17 protein-coding genes are annotated in these 18,829 nt (G+C 62.3%); 5 read left to right on the top strand and 12 right to left on the bottom strand.

Going from position 1 to position 18,829, the window contains the following annotated elements; translation table 11 throughout:
- Positions 1–215 precede the first annotated feature (215 nt).
- From DTP52_RS03250 to DTP52_RS03240, 3 genes are all read left to right on the top strand, one after another.
- Positions 216–1,607, top strand: a complete 1,392-nt coding sequence (locus DTP52_RS03250; protein ID WP_109751812.1) for a GntP family permease — start codon at positions 216–218, stop codon at positions 1,605–1,607.
- Positions 1,608–1,614: 7 nt separating this feature from the next.
- Positions 1,615–2,391, top strand: a complete 777-nt coding sequence (locus tag DTP52_RS03245) for a 3-hydroxybutyrate dehydrogenase (protein WP_109751811.1) — start codon at positions 1,615–1,617, stop codon at positions 2,389–2,391.
- A gap of 156 nt (positions 2,392–2,547) precedes the next feature.
- Positions 2,548–4,503, top strand: coding sequence for an acetoacetate--CoA ligase (locus DTP52_RS03240; RefSeq protein WP_109751810.1), 1,956 nt, complete (start codon positions 2,548–2,550; stop codon positions 4,501–4,503).
- A 164-nt stretch (positions 4,504–4,667) separates the two neighbouring features.
- Here the strand turns inward: DTP52_RS03240 and DTP52_RS03235 are convergent, their stop codons facing one another.
- Entirely contained in the window at positions 4,668–5,783 is a 1,116-nt protein-coding gene (locus DTP52_RS03235) for a PilT/PilU family type 4a pilus ATPase (protein ID WP_109751850.1), read from the bottom strand.
- Positions 5,784–5,915: 132 nt separating this feature from the next.
- Here DTP52_RS03235 and DTP52_RS03230 point away from each other — a divergent pair, with 132 nt between their 5' ends.
- The gene (locus DTP52_RS03230) at positions 5,916–8,453 is read left to right on the top strand and encodes a PAS domain-containing sensor histidine kinase (protein WP_109751809.1); all 2,538 of its coding nucleotides are present in this window, start codon (positions 5,916–5,918) and stop codon (positions 8,451–8,453) included.
- Positions 8,454–8,501: 48 nt separating this feature from the next.
- Positions 8,502–8,777, top strand: a complete 276-nt coding sequence (locus DTP52_RS03225) for a peptidylprolyl isomerase (RefSeq protein ID WP_019690952.1) — start codon at positions 8,502–8,504, stop codon at positions 8,775–8,777.
- Between the two features lie 138 nt (positions 8,778–8,915).
- Here DTP52_RS03225 and DTP52_RS03220 read toward each other — a convergent pair whose 3' ends face one another.
- The 11 genes from DTP52_RS03220 to DTP52_RS03165 all read right to left on the bottom strand — a co-directional run bounded on the left by DTP52_RS03220 (position 8,916) and on the right by DTP52_RS03165 (position 18,804).
- Positions 8,916–9,836, bottom strand: a complete 921-nt coding sequence (locus tag DTP52_RS03220) for a sugar kinase (protein ID WP_109751808.1) — start codon at positions 9,834–9,836, stop codon at positions 8,916–8,918.
- A 153-nt stretch (positions 9,837–9,989) separates the two neighbouring features.
- The gene (locus DTP52_RS03215; RefSeq protein WP_109751807.1) at positions 9,990–11,207 is read right to left on the bottom strand and encodes an amino acid deaminase; all 1,218 of its coding nucleotides are present in this window, start codon (positions 11,205–11,207) and stop codon (positions 9,990–9,992) included.
- Between the two features lie 40 nt (positions 11,208–11,247).
- The gene (locus DTP52_RS03210; RefSeq protein ID WP_109751849.1) at positions 11,248–12,012 is read right to left on the bottom strand and encodes an IclR family transcriptional regulator; all 765 of its coding nucleotides are present in this window, start codon (positions 12,010–12,012) and stop codon (positions 11,248–11,250) included.
- A 144-nt stretch (positions 12,013–12,156) separates the two neighbouring features.
- Entirely contained in the window at positions 12,157–12,546 is a 390-nt protein-coding gene (locus DTP52_RS03205; RefSeq protein ID WP_092198834.1) for a RidA family protein, read from the bottom strand.
- 26 nt (positions 12,547–12,572) lie between these two features.
- Positions 12,573–13,379, bottom strand: coding sequence for an amino acid ABC transporter ATP-binding protein (locus DTP52_RS03200; RefSeq protein ID WP_109751806.1), 807 nt, complete (start codon positions 13,377–13,379; stop codon positions 12,573–12,575).
- Positions 13,376–14,038, bottom strand: a complete 663-nt coding sequence (locus DTP52_RS03195; RefSeq protein ID WP_109751805.1) for an amino acid ABC transporter permease — start codon at positions 14,036–14,038, stop codon at positions 13,376–13,378. Before DTP52_RS03195 ends, DTP52_RS03200 begins: the two co-directional genes overlap by 4 nt.
- 9 nt (positions 14,039–14,047) lie before the next feature.
- The gene (locus tag DTP52_RS03190) at positions 14,048–14,710 is read right to left on the bottom strand and encodes an amino acid ABC transporter permease (protein WP_109751804.1); all 663 of its coding nucleotides are present in this window, start codon (positions 14,708–14,710) and stop codon (positions 14,048–14,050) included.
- Positions 14,711–14,764: 54 nt separating this feature from the next.
- Positions 14,765–15,613 carry a transporter substrate-binding domain-containing protein gene (locus DTP52_RS03185; protein WP_109751803.1) on the bottom strand — a complete coding sequence of 283 codons (849 nt, stop codon included), beginning with the start codon at positions 15,611–15,613 and terminating at the stop codon, positions 14,765–14,767.
- A gap of 383 nt (positions 15,614–15,996) precedes the next feature.
- The gene (locus tag DTP52_RS03175) at positions 15,997–16,338 is read right to left on the bottom strand and encodes a hypothetical protein (protein WP_109751801.1); all 342 of its coding nucleotides are present in this window, start codon (positions 16,336–16,338) and stop codon (positions 15,997–15,999) included.
- A gap of 55 nt (positions 16,339–16,393) precedes the next feature.
- Positions 16,394–18,040: a phospholipase D-like domain-containing protein gene (locus DTP52_RS03170; RefSeq protein ID WP_109751800.1), complete on the bottom strand. Its 1,647-nt coding sequence runs from the start codon at positions 18,038–18,040 to the stop codon at positions 16,394–16,396.
- Between the two features lie 200 nt (positions 18,041–18,240).
- Positions 18,241–18,804 carry a VWA domain-containing protein gene (locus DTP52_RS03165; protein ID WP_109751848.1) on the bottom strand — a complete coding sequence of 188 codons (564 nt, stop codon included), beginning with the start codon at positions 18,802–18,804 and terminating at the stop codon, positions 18,241–18,243.
- Positions 18,805–18,829 lie beyond the last annotated feature (25 nt).

The following is an 18,829-nucleotide window of genomic DNA, read 5'->3' as shown; positions in this document are numbered from 1 at the left end:
CTCGAGAAGTACACGGTCACCCTGTGGGAGCGAGCCTGCTCGCGATGAGGCCCGCACAGCCGCTGAAAATCTCAAAACAGAGAAAAAATCTTCAAAGCACCCCCTCAAAAATCCATAATCCCCTTATATTTCAATAAATTACACACCTGGCACAAAACTCGCTAAAGCCCTCCCCACAGCTTCATCACAACAATAACAATCCCAGGAGACACACCATGAGTGTGATCATTGCCTTGGCAGCCCTCACGCTGCTGATGGTCGCCGCCTACCGTGGCTACAGCGTTATCCTCTTTGCCCCCATCGCCGCCCTCGGCGCCGTCCTGCTCACCGACCCGTCCGCCGTCGCCCCTGCCTTCACCGGGGTGTTCATGGAAAAAATGGTCGGGTTCATCAAACTGTATTTCCCGGTGTTCCTGCTTGGCGCGGTATTCGGCAAGCTGATCGAGTTGTCGGGTTTCTCCCGCTCCATCGTCGCCGCCGCGATTCGCTTGCTGGGTACGCGCCAGGCCATGCTGGTGATCGTGCTGGTCTGCGCTTTGCTGACCTATGGCGGCGTATCGCTGTTCGTCGTGGTGTTCGCGGTGTACCCGTTCGCCGCCGAGATGTTCCGCCAGAGCAATATCCCCAAGCGTCTGATCCCGGCCACCATCGCCCTCGGCGCATTCTCGTTCACCATGGATGCCCTGCCCGGCACGCCGCAGATCCAGAACATCATCCCCAGCACGTTCTTCAACACCACCGCCTGGGCCGCACCGTGGCTGGGGGTGATCGGCACGATCTTCGTGTTCAGCCTCGGCATGCTGTTCCTGCAACGCCAGCGCAACAAGGCCCAGCGTGTGGGCGAAGGCTACGGCACCGAATTGCGCAACGAGCCGGAAACCGCCGAAGACATCAAGCTGCCGAACCCATGGATCGCTGTTTCGCCACTGCTGGCGGTGGGGATCATGAACCTGATGTTCACCCAGTGGATTCCCCAGTGGTACGGCAAGACTCATAGCCTGGCGCTGCCGGGCATGGCCGCGCCGGTCACCAGCGACATCGCCAAGCTCACCGCGATCTGGGCGGTACAGGCTGCGTTGCTGGTGGGCATCATCATGGTCCTGCTGTTCGGTTTCCGGGCTATTCGCAGCAAACTGGCCGAAGGCAGCAAGAGTGCCGTGGGCGGTGCCTTGCTGGCAGCGATGAACACGGCTTCGGAATACGGCTTCGGCGCGGTGATCGCCTCGCTGCCAGGCTTCCTGGTCCTGGCCGACTGGCTCAAGAGCATTCCCAACCCGCTCGTCAACGAAGCCGTAACCGTCACGCTGCTGGCGGGCATCACCGGCTCCGCCTCGGGTGGCATGAGCATCGCTTTGGCGGCGATGTCCGAAACCTTTATCAACGCCGCCCACGCCGCCAACATTCCCCTGGAAGTGCTGCACCGGGTGGCCGCCATGGCCAGCGGCGGCATGGATACCCTGCCTCACAACGGCGCGGTGATCACCCTGCTGGCAGTGACCGGACTGACCCACCGCGAAGCCTACAAAGACATTTTCTGCATTACGCTGATCAAGACACTTGCGGTGTTCTTCGTGATCGGTGTGTTCTACGCCACTGGCATTGTGTGAGGTTTCCATGACAACCACTCTTTCGGGCAAGACTGCCCTGGTCACCGGTTCCACCAGCGGCATTGGCCTGGGCATCGCCCTGAGCCTGGCCAGGGCCGGCGCCAACCTGATCCTCAACGGCTTTGGCGATGCCTCGGCGGTGATTGCCGAGGTGAAACAGTTCGGCGGCCAGGCCGGCCACCATCCAGCCGACGTCAGCGACCCGGCGCAGATCGCCGACATGCTCGCCTACGCCGAGCGCGAGTTCGGCGGCGTGGACATCCTGGTGAACAACGCCGGGATCCAGCATGTGGCCGCCGTGGAGGATTTCCCCGTGGAACGCTGGGATTCGATCATTGCCATCAACCTGTCCTCGGTGTTCCACGCCACTCGCCTGAGCCTGCCGGGCATGCGCGCCAAGGGTTGGGGGCGGATCATCAACGTCGCCTCGGTGCACGGTCAGGTCGGCTCGGTGGGCAAGGCGGCGTATGTCGCGGCCAAGCATGGGGTGATTGGCCTGACCAAAGTGGTCGGCCTGGAGACCGCCACCAGCAACGTCACCTGCAACGCCATCTGCCCCGGCTGGGTGCTGACGCCGCTGGTGCAGAAGCAGATCGACGACCGCATTGCTACCGGTGTCGATCCGCAACAGGCGCAGCATGACCTGCTGGCCGAGAAACAGCCGTCCCTGGAATTCGTCACTCCCCCGCAACTGGGGGAACTGGTGCTGTTCCTGTGCAGCGAAGCCGGCAGCCAGGTGCGCGGCGCGGCGTGGAATATCGATGGTGGGTGGTTGGCTCAGTAGGCTCCTGCGAAGCCCTGTGGGAGCAAGGCTTGCCGCGATGAAGTCGATGCGCTTTTTCAGAATCGAGGCGCCTGTTTCGCGAGCAAGCTTTGCTCCCACACCTGATTGAGCCGCTCTATAGTTTGTGTGTGTGCATAAAAAAATAAGAGGCACCCCATGTCCGACATTCTCTGGCAACCCAGTCCCGAACGCATCGCCCAGTCGCGCATGAACGCCTTTCGCCGGTTCGTCAACGCGCGACATCACCTGCAACTGCACGACTACCCTGCCCTGCACGCCTGGAGCATCGACCAGCGCGAGGCATTCTGGCAGGCCATCGTCGATTTCTTCGAGATTCGCTTTCACCAAGCCCCCGACGCGGTATTGGTGGAGGGTTCGCAAATGCCCAGCGCCCGATGGTTCCCTGGCGCCACGCTGAACTTCGCCGAACACCTGCTGCGCCGCCGTGATGACACCGTCGCCGTGGTGGCGCTCGACGAAAACGGCGGTGAGGAACAACTGACCTGGAGCGAACTTGCCGCCCATGTCGCCGGCCTGCAAGCGAGCCTGAAAGCCGCTGGCGTAACACAGGGCGACCGGGTGGCCGCCTGCATGCCCAACACCTGGCAGACCCTGGTGGGCATGCTCGCCACCACCAGCCTGGGGGCGATCTGGTCCTGTTCGTCGCCGGATTTCGGTACCCAGGGGGTTATCGACCGCTTCGGCCAGATCGAGCCGAAGGTACTGATCACCTGCGCCGGTTATCGTTATGCCGGCAAGGTCATCGACCAGCGGCCCAAGGTCAACGAAGTCCTCGAGCGACTGCCGTCGCTGCAGCAGTTGATCGTGCTGCCCTATGCCCGACCCGATGCAAGCGTCGACGATTTCAAGACCCGGGCCAACGTCGCATTGTGGGACGCGTTTTATCAAAGCGGCGGCGAACCGCAGTTCACTGGCGTGCCCTTCGATCATCCGCTGTACATCCTCTACTCCAGCGGCACCACCGGCGTGCCGAAGTGCATCGTCCACGGCACCGGCGGCGTGTTGCTGCAACTCGTCAAGGAACATGGCCTGCATGTCGACCTCGGCCCCGAGGATCGGCTGTTCTACTACACCACCTGCGGCTGGATGATGTGGAACTGGTTGGTGTCGGCCCTCGCCGTCGGCAGTGCGGTGGTGCTCTATGACGGCTCACCGTTCCATCCCAGCCCCGAGCGCCTGCTCGACCTGATCGACCAGCAGCGCATCAGCGTGTTCGGCACCAGCCCCAAGTTCCTGGCCTCACTGGAGAGTCAGGGCTTCAAGCCTCGGCAAAGTCACGACCTGGGCAGCCTGAAGACCATTCTGTCCACCGGCTCGGCCTTGGCGCCCCATAGCTACGATTACGTGTACCGCGACTTCAAGCCCGACGTCTGCCTGGCCTCGATGTCCGGCGGCACCGACATTGTCTCGTGCTTCGTCAACGGCAACCCGCTGTCGCCGGTGCGTCGAGGCGAGATGCAGGGCAAAAGCCTGGGCATGGCCGTGCAGGTCTGGAACGAGGCCGGCCAAACGGTCATCGGCGAAAAAGGTGAGCTGGTGTGCACCCGGCATTTTCCGGCGATGCCCATTGGTCTATGGAACGATCCACGACAGGAGAAACTTCGCGCGTCCTATTTCAGCCAGTTTCCCGGTGTGTGGGCCCAAGGCGACTACGCCGAAGAACTGGCCCACGGTGGCTTCCTGATCCATGGCCGCTCCGACGCCGTGCTCAACCCCGGTGGTGTGCGCATCGGCACGGCGGAAATCTATCGGCAGGTGGAGAAGGTCGAGCAGGTGCTGGACAGCGTCGCCATCGGCCAGCAATGGCAGGGCGATGTGCGGGTGGTGCTGTTTGTGCGCCTGCGGGACGGGGTGAAGCTGGATGAGGCCTTGGAGCAGCAGATCCGCCAAGTCATCCGGGCCAACACCACGCCACGGCACGTGCCGGCGAAAATTCTGGCGGTGACGGACATTCCCCGGACTATCAGCGGCAAAGTCGTCGAACTGGCGGTGCGCAATGTGGTGCATGGCGAGGTGGTGAAGAACACCGATGCCCTGGCCAATCCGGAGGCGCTGGAGCAGTTTCGGGGACGGCCAGAACTGGCCACTTAAGCGCAGCAACTCCTGTGGCGAGGGGATTTATCCCCGCTGGGCTGCGAAGCAGCCCTAAAACCTGACATCTCGGTGTGTCAGACGGAGTGAGTTGACTGAACGTGGGACTGCTTCGCAGTCCAGCGGGGATAAATCCCCTCGCCACAGGAGCGTGCCCGACACGATCAATCCATCAACCCCCACTCACCCGCCGCCGGATCGGCGGGTGGCGCCGCGCCCGACTCGGCATGCAACTTCAGCCGCAAGCGCAGGTTGTTCGCCGAATCAGCGTTTTTCAGCGCTTCTTCCTCATCGATGGCTCCCTCTGCCACCAGGTTGAACAAGGCCTGGTCAAAGGTCTGCATGCCCAACTCTTCGGACTTTTCCATGATGCCCTTGAGCTCGCCCAGCTCATTGCGGCGGATCAGGTCGGCCACCGTGGGCGAGCCTAGCATTACCTCCACCGCCGCCCGACGCTGGCCGGTACGGGTGCGCACCAGGCGTTGGGAAACGAAGGCCTTGAGGTTGTTGCCCAAGTCGTTGAGCAACTGCGGCCGACGCTCTTCCGGGAAGAAGTTGATTACCCGGTCCAGGGCCTGGTTGGCGTTGTGGGCATGCAACGTGGAAATCACCAAGTGCCCGGTGTCGGCAAACGCCAAGGCATGCTCCATGGTTTCCCGGTCGCGGATCTCGCCGATCAGTACCACGTCCGGCGCCTGGCGCAGGGTGTTTTTCAGGGCAGCATGAAAACTGCGGGTGTCGACACCAACCTCCCGCTGGTTGATGATGGATTTCTTGTGCCGATGGATATACTCCACCGGGTCTTCGATGGTGATGATGTGGCCGCTGCTGTTGCGATTGCGGTAATCGATCAGCGCCGCCAGGGAGGTCGACTTGCCCGACCCCGTCGCTCCGACGAACAGCATCAGCCCTTGCTTCTGCATGATGGTATCGAGCAGCACCCGTGGCAGTTTCAGGTCTTCGAAACGCGGGATGTCCAGCTTGACGTTGCGTATCACCATGGACACGTCATTGCGTTGTTTGAAGATATTGACCCGGAAACGCCCGACGCCGGCCAGGGAGATCGCCAGGTTCATTTCCAGCTCCCGATCGAACTCAAGGCGCTGTTCGGCGTCCATCAAAGACTCGGCGAGCCTGGCAATGTCGCCGACCTTGCATGCTTCATTACCCAAGGGCTTGAGCACGCCCTCGAAACGCGCGCACGGTGGCGCCCCCGTGGACATGTAAAGGTCGGAACCATTCTGGCTCGCCAGGATTCGCAACAACGGATCGATTTCCATGGACTGAAACTTCCGCGAGACATCAATGAAACAAGCCGAGCCGAACATGAAACCCGTCAGACCAACCTGCACTTACCTTTCCCTGAGGATAGTAGACGCCGTGGCACAGACACGACAGCCAGGGATTGCATGATGAGCGCGACACCCGCCGGCAGCGATACACAGCGCCTGCTCAGCCAAGTGGACTGGGCCATGACCCCGCTGGGCACTGCCCAAACCTGGCCCCAGAGCCTGCACACCGCCGTGGACATCGTGCTCCACTCGCCCATGCCGATGGCCTTGCTGTGGGGACCGCAACTGTCGCACCTCTACAACGACGCCTTCGGCCGCCTGACCGGTGACAAGCATCCCCGGGCGTTCGGCCAGCCGACCCATACAGCATGGCCCGAACTCAAAGGCGCGACCGAAGGGATTTATCACCGCGTGTTGCAAGGCCAGACGCACACCTGCCGTGATCAACAATGGCGCGTGCCCTTCGCCGGGCGTCTCTGCGATGTCTGGCTGGACCTGACCTACAGCCCGGTGCGCGACGAAAGCGGCACCGTCGCAGGCATCCTGGTCACCGCCATCGAGACCAGCGAACGGCGCCGCCTGGCCATGGAGTTCGAACGACGCTCCGAGGCCAGCCTCAAGGCCCAGCACGAAAGCGAAGAACGCCTGCAACTGGCCCTGGCCGCCGCTGACGCGCTGGGCACCTGGGACTGGGACATCAGTGAAGATCGCTTTATTGCCGATGCCCATTTCGCCCTGTTGCATGGCGTCGATCCCAGCCTGTCACGCCAGTTGCCGATCAGCGCCTACCTCGAAGGCGTGCACCCCGAGGACCGGGCGATGGTTGCCCGCAGTATCAAGCACTGCATCACCCACGGTACCGAATACGCCGAGGAATACCGACTGTTGCAACCCGACGATGAATTGCGCTGGGTGTACGTGCGTGGTCGCTGCTACAAGGATCGCCACGGCCGGCCCAAGCGCTTTCTTGGCGCCGCCCTGGACCTGACCGAACGCAAGCGCACCGAGCAAGCCCTGCGCCAGAGCCAGACCGAGCTGCAGCTGATCATCAATGCCATGCCGATCCTCATCAGCTACGTGGACCGCGAAGAGCGTTTCCGGCTGAACAACAGCGCCTACCTGGACTGGTACGGCCTGACCCCGCAGGAACTCTACGGCAAGAGCATCCGCGAAGTGCTTGGCGAAGAGGCCTACGCCGCCCGCGCCCAGCAGATCGCCGACGCCCTGGCCGGCAAACCGTGCAGCTTCGCCGTGCAGTCAAACCATCGCGACGGTCGCCCACGCCATGCACTGATCAACTACCTGCCTCGCCAGGGTTCGGACGGCACAGTGAACGGTTTCTACATCTTTGTGATCGACGAAACCGAGCGCAAGAAAACCGAGGAAGCCCTGCGCAACCTCAACGAAACACTGGAAGAACGCGTCATCGCCCGTACCCACCAACTGGCCGAAGCCAACCAACGGCTGCAAAGCGAGATGTTCGAACGCGAGCGCGCCGAAGAAGCCCTGCGCCATGCCCAGAAAATGGAAGCGGTGGGCCAGCTCACCGGTGGCATTGCCCATGACTTCAACAACATGCTCACCGGCATCCTCGGCAGCCTCGACCTGATGCAACGCTACATCGCCGCCGGCCGCACCGCCGAGATCGGGCGCTTCACCGAAGCGGCGGTGTCTTCGGCCAACCGCGCCGCCGCCCTGACCCATCGGCTGCTGGCTTTTTCCCGGCGCCAGTCCCTGGACCGCAAACCGCTGGACGCCAATGACCTGGTGCGCTCGCTCGAAGACCTGCTGAGCCGTACCACCGGCGATCACATCGTGCTGCGGCTGCAATTGACCCACGAGCTATGGCTGGTCAGCACCGATGCCAGCCAGTTGGAAAACGCCCTGCTCAACCTGGTGATCAACGCCCGCGATGCGATGCCCGACGGCGGCGAATTGATCGTCGAAACCGCCAATGTCTATCTCGACGGTACTGACATCAACAGCCTGGAGCCCGTGAAGGCCGGGGACTATGTGATGATTGCCGTCAGCGACAACGGTAGCGGCATGACGCCCTCCGTACGGGCCAAGGCCTTCGATCCGTTCTTCACCACCAAACCCATCGGCCAGGGCACTGGCCTGGGCTTGTCGATGATCTACGGGTTTGCCCAACAGTCCGGCGGGCACCTCAACCTGGACAGTGTGCCGGGCCAGGGCACGCGAGTGCAGCTGTACCTGCCGCGCTTGCACATTTCCCCCGCCCAACAACCCGCCACACCGGAAGCGATCGACGCACCGCCGGCCATCGCCGGAGAAACCGTGTTGCTGGTGGAGGATGAACCCGCCGTGCGCATGCTGGTGCTCGACCTGCTGCAGGCCCTGGGCTACACCGCCCTGGAAGCCCGGGACGCCGTGACCGCGCTGCCCGTGCTGGAATCGGACCAGCGCATTGACTTGCTGGTGACCGATGTCGGGCTGCCGGGCATGAATGGCCGGCAACTGGCGGAAATCGCCCGCCAGCACCGGCCCGGGCTGAAGGTGCTGTTCATGACCGGTTACGCGCAGAAAGCCGCCGAACGCCAGGGCTTCCTCGAACAGGGCATGGATATGGTCGCCAAACCGTTCACCCTCGATCTGCTGGCCAACAAGATTCGGACGATGATCAACCATGACAGCTGACTTGAGGCATAATCGCCGCCCCGTCGCACCGCTCAGGTCACCGCTGCAATGAAAGCCCAAGCCCGCCATATCCTGGTGAAAACCGCCGAAGAAGCCGAACAGCTCAAGCAACGCATCGCCAAGGGCGAAGCCTTCGATGTGCTGGCCAAGAAATACTCCACCTGCCCCTCCGGCAAGCGCGGCGGCGACCTGGGTGAAGTGCGGCCAGGGCAGATGGTCGGCGCGATTGATGCGGTGATCTTCAAGAAGCCGCTGCGGGTGGTGCATGGGCCGATCAAGAGCAAGTTCGGGTATCACTTGGTGCAAGTGTTCTACCGGGATTGAATTTAACTCCAGACGCCCTGTAGGAGACACTTGTGGGAGCGAGCCTGCTCGCGATGGCGGTACATCAGCCGATGCAAATATGGTTGATCCGACGCCATCGCGAGCAGGCTCGCTCCCACAGGTTCTGTGTATCCTGCGTTACCGAGGCATCAACGCCCCAGGCACCTGGATCACCTGGCTCGCCAGCAGATGCCCGGCCTCGGCGGCCTCCTGCGGACTGCCGCCCAGCAAGCGACTCGCCAGGTACGCGGCGCTGAAGGAATCCCCCGCCGCCGTGGTGTCCACCACCCGTTCGACCCGCTGGGCAGGCACTTCATAAAACTGGCCATCGCAACGGATCAGACAGGCCTCGGCACCGCGCTTGAGCACAACTTCCGGCGTGCCAAACTGCGCATAGGCGGCGAACACCGCCTCACTGTCGGCATAACCGAACAGCGCCTGCTCGTCCTCCACCGTCAACAGCGCCAGCTCCACGTAGGGCAGCACGCCGCGATAAGCCGCGCGGGCCGCTTCGACCGAGGCCCAGAGCCTTGGCCGATAGTTGTTGTCGAACACCACCTGAGCCCCGCGCCGACGCGCTTGGACCAGGGTTTCGATGAGCTTGAGCCGCCCCTGCTCGCCGAGCACCGCCAGGGTGACGCCGCTGAAATACAGCACATCGTAATCCAGCAACGCGGCCAGGATCGGCCCGGCGGCCGGAGTGGTAAAGCAATCACGTACCGCCGCCTCGTTGCGCCAGTACAGGAATCGCCGCTCGCCCGTCGCATCGGTCTGGATGCAATACAAACCCGGCAGGCGTCCAGGCAAGCGCTGGACCCGTTGCAACCCGATGTTTTCTTCGGCCCAGCGCTCACACATGGCGTCGCTGAAACTGTCGTCGCCCAGGGCAGTGACGTAATCCACCGCGCCGCTGTCACCCAAGGCGCGGGACAGGTACACCGCCGTGTTCAGGGTGTCACCGCCGAAGCTTTGTTGCAGGCTGCCATCGGCGCGTTGTTGCAGTTCGATCATGCATTCGCCGATCAGGGCGATGCGGGGTTTCTGGGTGGGATTGCTCATAGGTGATCCTGATATTCGGTGGTGTCTGGCAGGGCGCTATCGCGGGCAAGCCTTGCTCCCACAGGGGATCCTGGGTGAACACCCATTTTGTGTTCACAGTCGATCAGTGTGGGAGCAAGGCTTGCCCGCGATGGCCACGACTCGGTCCAAAGGCTAGAAACACGTCTCCATGCTCTCCACCACCCGCAACTGCTCATCTACCAGACAACCCACCCGCCACTTGTCGAAGGTCAGGCACGGATGGGAAGTACCGAACGAAATGATGTCCCCGACCCGCAACTCAACCCCCGGCGCCACACTCATGAACGCATGCTGGTCCATCACCGCCGTCACCTTGCAACCGCTGACGTCTTCCCCCGCCGCCGAATCCGATCCAGGCTTGTAGCGCTTGAGCGGCACCGGCAATCCGGCGTCGTAGGCCACGTCGCGCTTGCCCAGGGCGATTACCGCGAAACCCGGCTCCGGCAGCGATTGCACATGGGCCCAGACTTCCAGGGCCGGGCGCAGGCCTTCGTGCAGGTCGCTGCGACGCTCCAGCACGCAGCACTGGGCTTCTTTGTAGATGCCATGGTCATGGGCCACGTAACTGCCGGGACGCAGCACACTGAGGAAACGCCCGTGGGCATTCTGGGCCTCGAAGGATTCGGCGATCAGGTCGTACCAGGCCGAACCCGAGGCGGTGATGATCGGCTTGTCGATGGCAAACGCGCCGCTGTCCTGCAACTGCACCGCCAGCCGCACCAACGATGCAGCGAACGCGCGGATGCCGCTGATGGCATGGTCACCGTGGATCACCCCTTCGTAGCCTTCGATACCGGTCAACGCCAGCGCCGGTTGCGCCCGGATCGCCTCGGCCAGGGCCAGCACCTCGGCCTCGGTCCGGCAACCACAGCGACCGCCGACCACCCCGTACTCGATCATCACGTTCAGCTTCACGCCACGAGCGGCGAAGAACGCCCCCAGGTCAGCCACGTTGTCGGGATGATCGACCATGCAATGGAATTCGAACGTCGGGTCGGCCAGCAGATCGGCGATCAACGCCATGTTCGGCGCGCCCACCAATTGATTGGCCATCAGTACCCGACGTACGCCGTGGGCATAGGCTGCATGGGTCTGCACAGCAGTGGCGAGGGTCAGGCCCCAGGCGCCAGCGTCGAGCTGGCGGCGAAACAGCGCCGGGGTCATGCTGGTCTTGCCGTGGGGCGCCAGTTCGGCACCACTGCCGGTGACGAACGCCTGCATCCAGCGGATATTGTGCTCCAATGCCTGGAGATGCAGCACCAGCGCCGGCAGGCTGACGTCCCGTAGCAAATGTGCACCGACGGTGGCGGCACCTTTCTCGACGCTGGCATTAGGAATGGCGGATGACATGTTCGAACTCCTCGCACACGGCCGCTAGTGCCGTGGCTGTCTATTCATTGATGCGCCTGGCCAGGTTGTTGGCGCTTTCGATCAGCACCCGGCGGTAGTCGGCGTAATTGTTCTTGGCGTCGGCCCGTGGGGCGACGATGCACAGGGTTGCGATGGCCACGCCATTGGGGTCTTTGACCGGTGCGGCGAAGCAATGGGTGAAGGTGTCGGCGACACTGTCGAAAGAGAAAAATCCATCGAGGCCGGCCTGGCGGATTTCCTTGAGGAATTGCTCCAGGGGCAGGCGCTCGCCATCCGGCAGGATGAAGTCGTCGGGGTCGATCAGGTCGACGATCTGCTGGTCACTCAAATGCGCCAGCAGCAGGCGTCCGGACGCCGTCCACGGGATCGGCGCGTTCTCACCGATGTCCGATGAAATGCGGAAATGCCGCTCGCCTTCCTTCATCAGCGCGACGGTGTATTTGCGCCCGTTGAGCAGGCACATCTGCGCCGTTTCCCGGGTCTGGCGCACGATCTCCTGCAACGCCTGGTCAGCCTCGCGGCTCAAATCGAAATGCCGCAGGTGTGCCTGCCCGAGAAAATACAACTGGCGGCCCAGGTAGACGTGGCCGTCCTTGCCCACGGGTTCGAGGATGCGTCGCTCCAGCAGCGACGCCACCAGTTCATAGACCGTGGACTTGGGGCTGCCGATGCCACTGGCAATATCATTCGGGCGCAGCGGCTGGCCGATTTCCTTGAGGAAGTCGAGGATATCGAACGCCCGATCCAATCCCCGGGCCCGGCGTTTGATGGTGTCTTCGGTCATGTTTTCGGTTCCCATTCAATTGGCCGGGAGTTTAACCAGACTGCTGCGCCGCCTGATAGATCGCTATCGCGGGCAAGCCATGCTCCCACAGAAGAATGTGTTCCCTTGTGGGAGCAAGACTTGCCCGCGATGAGGCCCCGTAGTTCAGGCCTTTTTCTTGTAGGCAATGCAATCGATCTCGACCTTGCAATCGACCATCATGCTGGCCTGCACGCAGGCCCGGGCCGGGGCGTGTTCCGGACTGAAGTACTCGCCGAACACCTTGTTGAAACTCCAGAAGTCCCGCGGATCTTCCAGCCACACGCCACAACGCACCACGTCCTTGAGCTCGTAACCGGCCTCTTCGAGAATGGCGACCAGGTTCTTCATGGTCTGGTGGGTCTGCTCGACGATCCCGCCGACAATGATCTCGCCGTTCACCGCCGGCACCTGACCGGACACGTGCAGCCAGCCATCGGCCTCGACGGCGCGGGCGAATGGCCGTGGCTGGCCGCCGCCTGCGGTGCTGCCGGTGCCGTATCGGGTAATGCTCATGGGTTATCTCCTTATTGAATGGAAAGTTAAAAACGCGTGTTCTTGAGAAATTCCGCCAGACGCGGCGATTGCGGCCGCTCGAACAGTTCTTTGGGTGGCCCTTGCTCTTCGATCCGGCCCTGGTTCATGAACACGATCTTGTCGGAGACCTCGAAGGCAAAGCGCATTTCGTGGGTCACCAGCAGCATGGTCATGCCGTCTTCGGCCAGGCCCTTGATCACGTTGAGCACCTCGCCGACCAGTTCCGGATCCAGGGCCGAAGTGACTTCGTCGAACAGCATCAGGCTGGGGTTCATGGCGATCGCACGGGCAATGGCCACACGCTGTTGCTGGCCACCGGACAACTGGCCGGGAAAATGATTGCGTCGCTCCAACAGGCCAACCCGCTCCAGCCATTTCTCGGCCAGGGCCACCGCTTCGTCCTTGGGCAGCTTTTTCACTTTGAGCAGGCCCAGGGTAACGTTCTGCAACGCGGTCAAATGCGGGAACAGGTTGAATTGCTGGAAGGCCATGCCGGTCATGGCGCGGTGCCGGGCGATGACTTTCTCGGGGTGACGCACGCGCTTGCCGTCGATGTCGTCATAGCCGATGGACTCACCGTCGAGCATGATCTGCCCACCCTGGAATTCTTCGAGCATGTTGACGCAGCGCAGCAGCGTGGTCTTGCCCGAGCCGCTGGAGCCGATCAGCGTGACCACGTTGCCGCGCTGCATGCTCAGGTCCACGCCCTTGAGCACTTCCAACGGGCCGTATTGTTTGCGCAGACCGCGAATGTCCAGCAGCGGCTGGGTGTTGGAGAGCTCCGTATTGGAGAGATTCGAAACGTCAGTCATGGCAAGGCCACCCGCTTTTCAATGTGCCGCCCGAGCAATTCGATGGCGTAATTGATGATGAAAAAGAGAAAACCGGCGAACAGATAGAACTCCAGGGTCATGAAGGTCCGGGCGATGATCTGTTGGGTGCTGAGCAGCAGTTCGGCGACGCCGATCACCGACAGCAGGGTCGAGGCCTTGACGATCTCGGTGGAGGAATTGACCCAGGTCGGCAAGATCTGCCGCAACGCCTGGGGCAACAGCACATAGCCCAGCGACTGATAGAACGTCAGGCCGATGGCCTGGCTCGCCTCCATCTGCCCACGGGGCAATGCCTGCAAGGCGCCGCGCACGATCTCGGCGACGTGGGAGCCACAAAACAGCGTCAGACCCAGGACACCGGCCTGGAACGCGCCGATCTGCCAACCCAGCGCCGGGGCCATGTAGAAACAGGCCAGCACCAGCACGAACACCGGCGTGCCGCGGATCAGGTCGACGTAGAAGCGAAATGGCGCACGCATCCAGGTTCGCCCGTAAGTCAGCACCAGCCCGGCGACCAGGCCGATCAAGGTGCCCAACAAAATCGCCAGCACCGAGCACTGCACACTGGTCAGGAAACCGGCCCACAGGGTGTCCCGGGCGACCCACAACTCATGCAACCAACTGGGGGATTCGTACATGGAACACTCCTAACGGCGGATCGCCAGGCGCTGCTCGAAATACCGCAGCACCATGGCAATGAGGTAACAGGCCGCGACATACAGCGCTGTGGTCACCAGCCAGGTTTCGATCACCCGGTAACTTTCCACGTTGATCTTGCGGGCGTAATAGGTCAGCTCCGGCACGGCAATCGCCGCCGCCAGGGAGGTGTCCTTGAACAGCGAGATGAAGTTGTTCGACAAGGCTGGCAACACGTTGCGCAGCATCACCGGCACGGTGACGTAGGCCTTCACCTGCCACTCGCCCAGGCCGATGGCCAGCCCCGCTTCCCGCTGGCCCTTGTGAATGCTCAGCAGCCCACCACGGAACACTTCGGTCAGGTACGCACCGGCGTACAGCGACAGGGTGATGACGAACGACGGCAGCTTGTCCAGGCGAATGCCCAGGCTCGGCAAGGCGAAGTAGATCAACAGGATCAGCACCAGGATCGGCGTATTGCGGATCACCGTGACATACACCGACGCCAGCACCCGCAACAGCCGATGCTTGCTCAGCAGCGCGAACGCCATCGCCAGGCCGATCACGCAACCGATGGCGATCGACACCAGCGCCAGGGACAGCCCCAGGCCGAGCCCCGCCAGCAAGGTGTCGAAATCGCGCCAGACGGCGGCAAAGTTCAACTGATAATTCATGGTCGACAGTACCTTCAACGGGGCGCCCGAAAGTGGCGCCCCGGGCTCACAGGGTCATTTGAATTCGACAGGGAAACCGATCGCTGGCGATGGCAGCTCGACGCCGAACCACTGTTTGAACGACGCCGCGTATGTCGGGAACTCCACGCCGGTCATGGCTTCATGCAAGGTGGTGTTGACGAAGTTCAGCCAGTCCTGGTCGCCGCGCTTGACCGCGCAAGCATAGGTTTGCGGGCTCCAGGCGTAGGCCGGGCTGCGATAGCGACCAGGGTTCTGCACCATCAGGTACTTGACCGAGGATTGGTCGGTGGCAGCGGCATCGGCACGGCCGGAGTTCACCGCCTGATACATCAGGTCGACGCTGTCGTACTGGTCGACCTTGGCCTTGGGCAGCGCCTGATGCACCAGTTCTTCGGCGTAGACGTTCTGCAGCACCGCCACGGTGACGCCGTCGCCGGCGGCCTTGAGGTCTTCGATTTCCTTGTACTTGCTGTTGGCCGGCAGCAGCAGGCCCACGCCTTCGCGGTAGTACGGCAAGGTAAACGCCACTTGCTGGGCACGGCTGGCGGTGACGGTGATGAACTGGCAACTCATGTCGACCTTGTCGGTCAGCAGGTTGGGAATGCGCGCATCGGAAGACTGCACCACGAACTCGACTTTTTCCGGGTCATTGAACAAGCCCTTGGCGACCATCCGTGCGATGTCGATATCAAAGCCCTGCAACTTGCCATCCGCTCCCTGGAAGTGCCACGGCGCATTGGTACTGCCCGTGCCCACGATCAATTTCCCGCGCTGCAGCACGCTGTCCAGCTTGCTGTCGGCCGCCTGGGCGACACCCACGGCGGCCGTCGTGGCCGCGAAGAGAAAAACACACGCTTTGAACAAGGAAGGTCGGCGTTGCATGGCAAGCACTCCAGAGTGAGTTTATTCCGCTATACCGGAACATGGTATGTAACAACGGAATAGACAGCAGAAAGTGTGCCACAGGTTTGATACCCATGGGGGAAGAAATGGAAAGCGAATGAAATCAGAGGGATGGGAAAACGCAGGGAATAACGACGCCCAAAGGCCGAGGCTTGATTGCTACCATTGGCCACCGCGTGCGGGTAGCAAGGCCCCAAACCGGGGCTGGCGCACCGAAACGGCGCCGTTGTGGAATTGTAAGTACATACCCTGTGGGAGCGAGCCTGCTCGCGATAGCGGTGTATCAGTCAATAATGCCGCTGACTGACCAGACGCCATCGCGAGCAGGCTCGCTCCCACAATGGTTCAGTGGTGTTCCTGGGCTATTTGCGCTTGTAGCTCTTGCTGCCACCAGGCGTGAGGCAATAGACCCCACCCCGGGGGCCGACGCAGTAATTGCCGCTGCCGCATTGGCAACCGTCGGCGGACTTGAGCAACGACTGCGGACGGGCCTCGTTCCGAAGCCCCAGCACAGCGGAACAGGACCTCTTCGAAGCACTGATGGAGCCGTCGTTGCACAGAAAGGTATCGCCGTCACACCCGGCAATCCCGCCCTTGCGCCCCGAGCACGGTTGATTGCCGGCGATGGCCGAAGAACACAGGGCCAACAACAGAACCGCAACACTGGTGCGAAGTAAAGCAGACGGTCCGTGACAGAAATTCATGGCAGCTTCCAGGCTGATAGATGGCTCTATGCTAGCACCGCACCATCCGCTGCGCCTAACGCCCGCAAAACCTCACCCGGGACAACATCCGCAAATCCCCCTTGCGGTAATAGTCATCGCTCCAGCTGTCATCCACCGCCAGCGGCTTGACCTGCTTGAGGGCGAGTTTTTTCGCGAAGTAGCGAAAACGGTAATGCTCATAGAAACGCAGCAGCTCCAACCCGTAGCGGTCGGCCAGGTCGGTATTGCCCTGAATGATCAGGTAATTCTCGTCGTTGCCGCTGCTGGCCGCGGCGCTCAGGTTATGGCTGCCGCTGAGGATGGTCGGAGTGTCGCTAGTGAAGTCGGTGACGATGGCTTTTGTGTGCACCAGCAGGTTGCCCTTCTGGCCTTTCATGGTTTCCTTGAGCCAACCTTCCAGGCCGGTGTTGAGCAGCGCGGTGGCGGCGAATTCGGCGGTGCGGTCGGCGTGAAAGCCGGTGATGCGGCTCTTGGTGTTTTGCAGGCCGTAGCGCAGTACATCGTCATTGGGCTGGCCGAGCAAGGCGTCGAGGATGCGCTCGGGCAGCACAAAGGCGGTGACGAACAACAGGTCCTTTCGCGCCCCTTTGATGATGTCGACGAAGCGATCCAGATCGCCCTCCCCGGTGCGCGGCGAGAACCCGGCGAACAACGCCTCTTGCGGGGCCATGGCATTGTTTTGGGTCAGCCACTGGCGAGTGGCATCGACGTCCTGGGGCTCCGCCCAGATTTGCTCGAATACCTTAAGGTAGCTGCTGCTCACCCGAGGGTCGTCCAGCACATGAACCACGTTGGCCTGGCGGTAGACACCGTTGGCAGTGAAGTTGGTGCTGCCGCACAGCACGGCTTCGGGTTGTCGTGAACCGCTGCCCTCCACCTTGCTCAGCACGATGAACTTGTTGTGGAAAATGTTATGGGTGACTCGTCCGCGCTTGTTGGCTGCTGGCATTTTCTCGAGGCTGGCTTCGTTGCGCGCCGTGGTGTCGTCCCCCGGCTCGGCGTGGTACAGCACTCGCACCTGGGCGCCGCGAGCGTGAGCGGCGGTCACCGCGTCGACGATCACCGGCAGTTCGTATTCATAGATGGCGACATCCAGCGCCCAGTTGGCATCCAGCGCCCGATCGATAAAACCGGTCAGGCGCCCCAGCAAGCCATTTTCCAACCAGCGACGCGGGGCGTCGGGCCAGTCATCGATGGACAGGTGCTTGTTGGCGCCGATCAGCGCGTCCACTTCAGGAAACTTGCGCTGGAACGCCTGGCTGGCGGCCACGGCACGATTGAAGATCACCCGCTGATTGGCCGGCTGCCCGTCGTCACTGGTGACCGTGACTTCCAGGGACTCGCCCAACTGCGGTGCATCGGGGCTGCCGTAGGCCAGATGCACGCGGTAGTGGATCGTCACGCCGGGGTTGACGGCGTAGTCGGCCCAGCGAAATTTCTGCAACGGTGCCTTGTCGCTGGGAGTGGCGTGGAACTGGGGGAACGTGTGGGCCTTGTCAGGAAAGGTCAGGCTGTTGAACAGGAACAGCCAGGGTTTGTCGCCCTGCTGCTTCTCGATGGCAAAACCCAGCAAGCCCTTGCGCCGGGGTTCGGCCAGGTCCATGGCGAGCAGCACGCCGTTGGTGCCGGCATAGGCCTTGACCCGAAAATCGTCCTGGGCGTTGGTGACGAGTACACGCATGGTTCACTCCTGTGAGGGGGCCGCCTGAGCATAGTGCAGTGATGCGGGTTAAGGGGGCAGATCCGGGATCGAGGTGACGCTCATCGCGAGCAGGCTCGCTCCCACAAGGGGCCATTGGTGGTAAGTCGTCATGTGTTCAAAACACAATCCATGTGGGAGCGAGCCTGCTCGCGATGAGGCTCGATCCAACACCGTAAATCTCAGCTAGATAGCCCTTCATCGATATGCCGATACTCCGCCCCCAACTGCCCCGCCAGTTGCCGGGCCCGGCCCAAGCGAATCGGGCCGCGCTCGATGTCGATCAACAGGCACGGGCAATCCAGGCATGGCAGTGCCAGCCCTTCTTTCACTCGCCCATCCGTCATCACCAACACCCGCTGCTGCTCCGCAGGGAAACGCTTGCGTCGCGCCGTCAGCCAGCGTCCGGCCTCGTTCAGCGCGGCCAGCAACGGCGTACCGCCACCGGCGCCCAGGCCATCGAGCCAGTTGCGCAGGCCGGCGGAGGCCTTGAGCCCTTGCACCTGCCAGTTCGGCGCAGTGCCGCTGGCCGTCAGCAGGGCCAAGCGGGCGCGTTGTCGGTAGGCGTCGTCGAACAGTTGCGCCAGCAAGCCTTTGCCATCGCTGAGGGCTCGATGCCGACGGGTCGAGGCCGAGGCATCAACGATGACCAGCCACAGCTCATGGGCCGAGCGGTGGCGACCGTGAAAACGCAGGTCTTCATGCAGGCGTGGACGGCCATTGAGTAACGTGCCCGGCCAGTTCACCACACCACTGGTCGTCGCTTTGCTC

Source organism: Pseudomonas sp. 43mfcvi1.1, assembly GCF_900115935.1.
GTDB classification, from domain to species: Bacteria; Pseudomonadota; Gammaproteobacteria; order Pseudomonadales; family Pseudomonadaceae; genus Aquipseudomonas; species Aquipseudomonas bijieensis.
The sequence above is the reverse complement of the archived record's forward strand: the minus strand, read 5'-3'. Positions and strand labels throughout refer to the sequence as shown.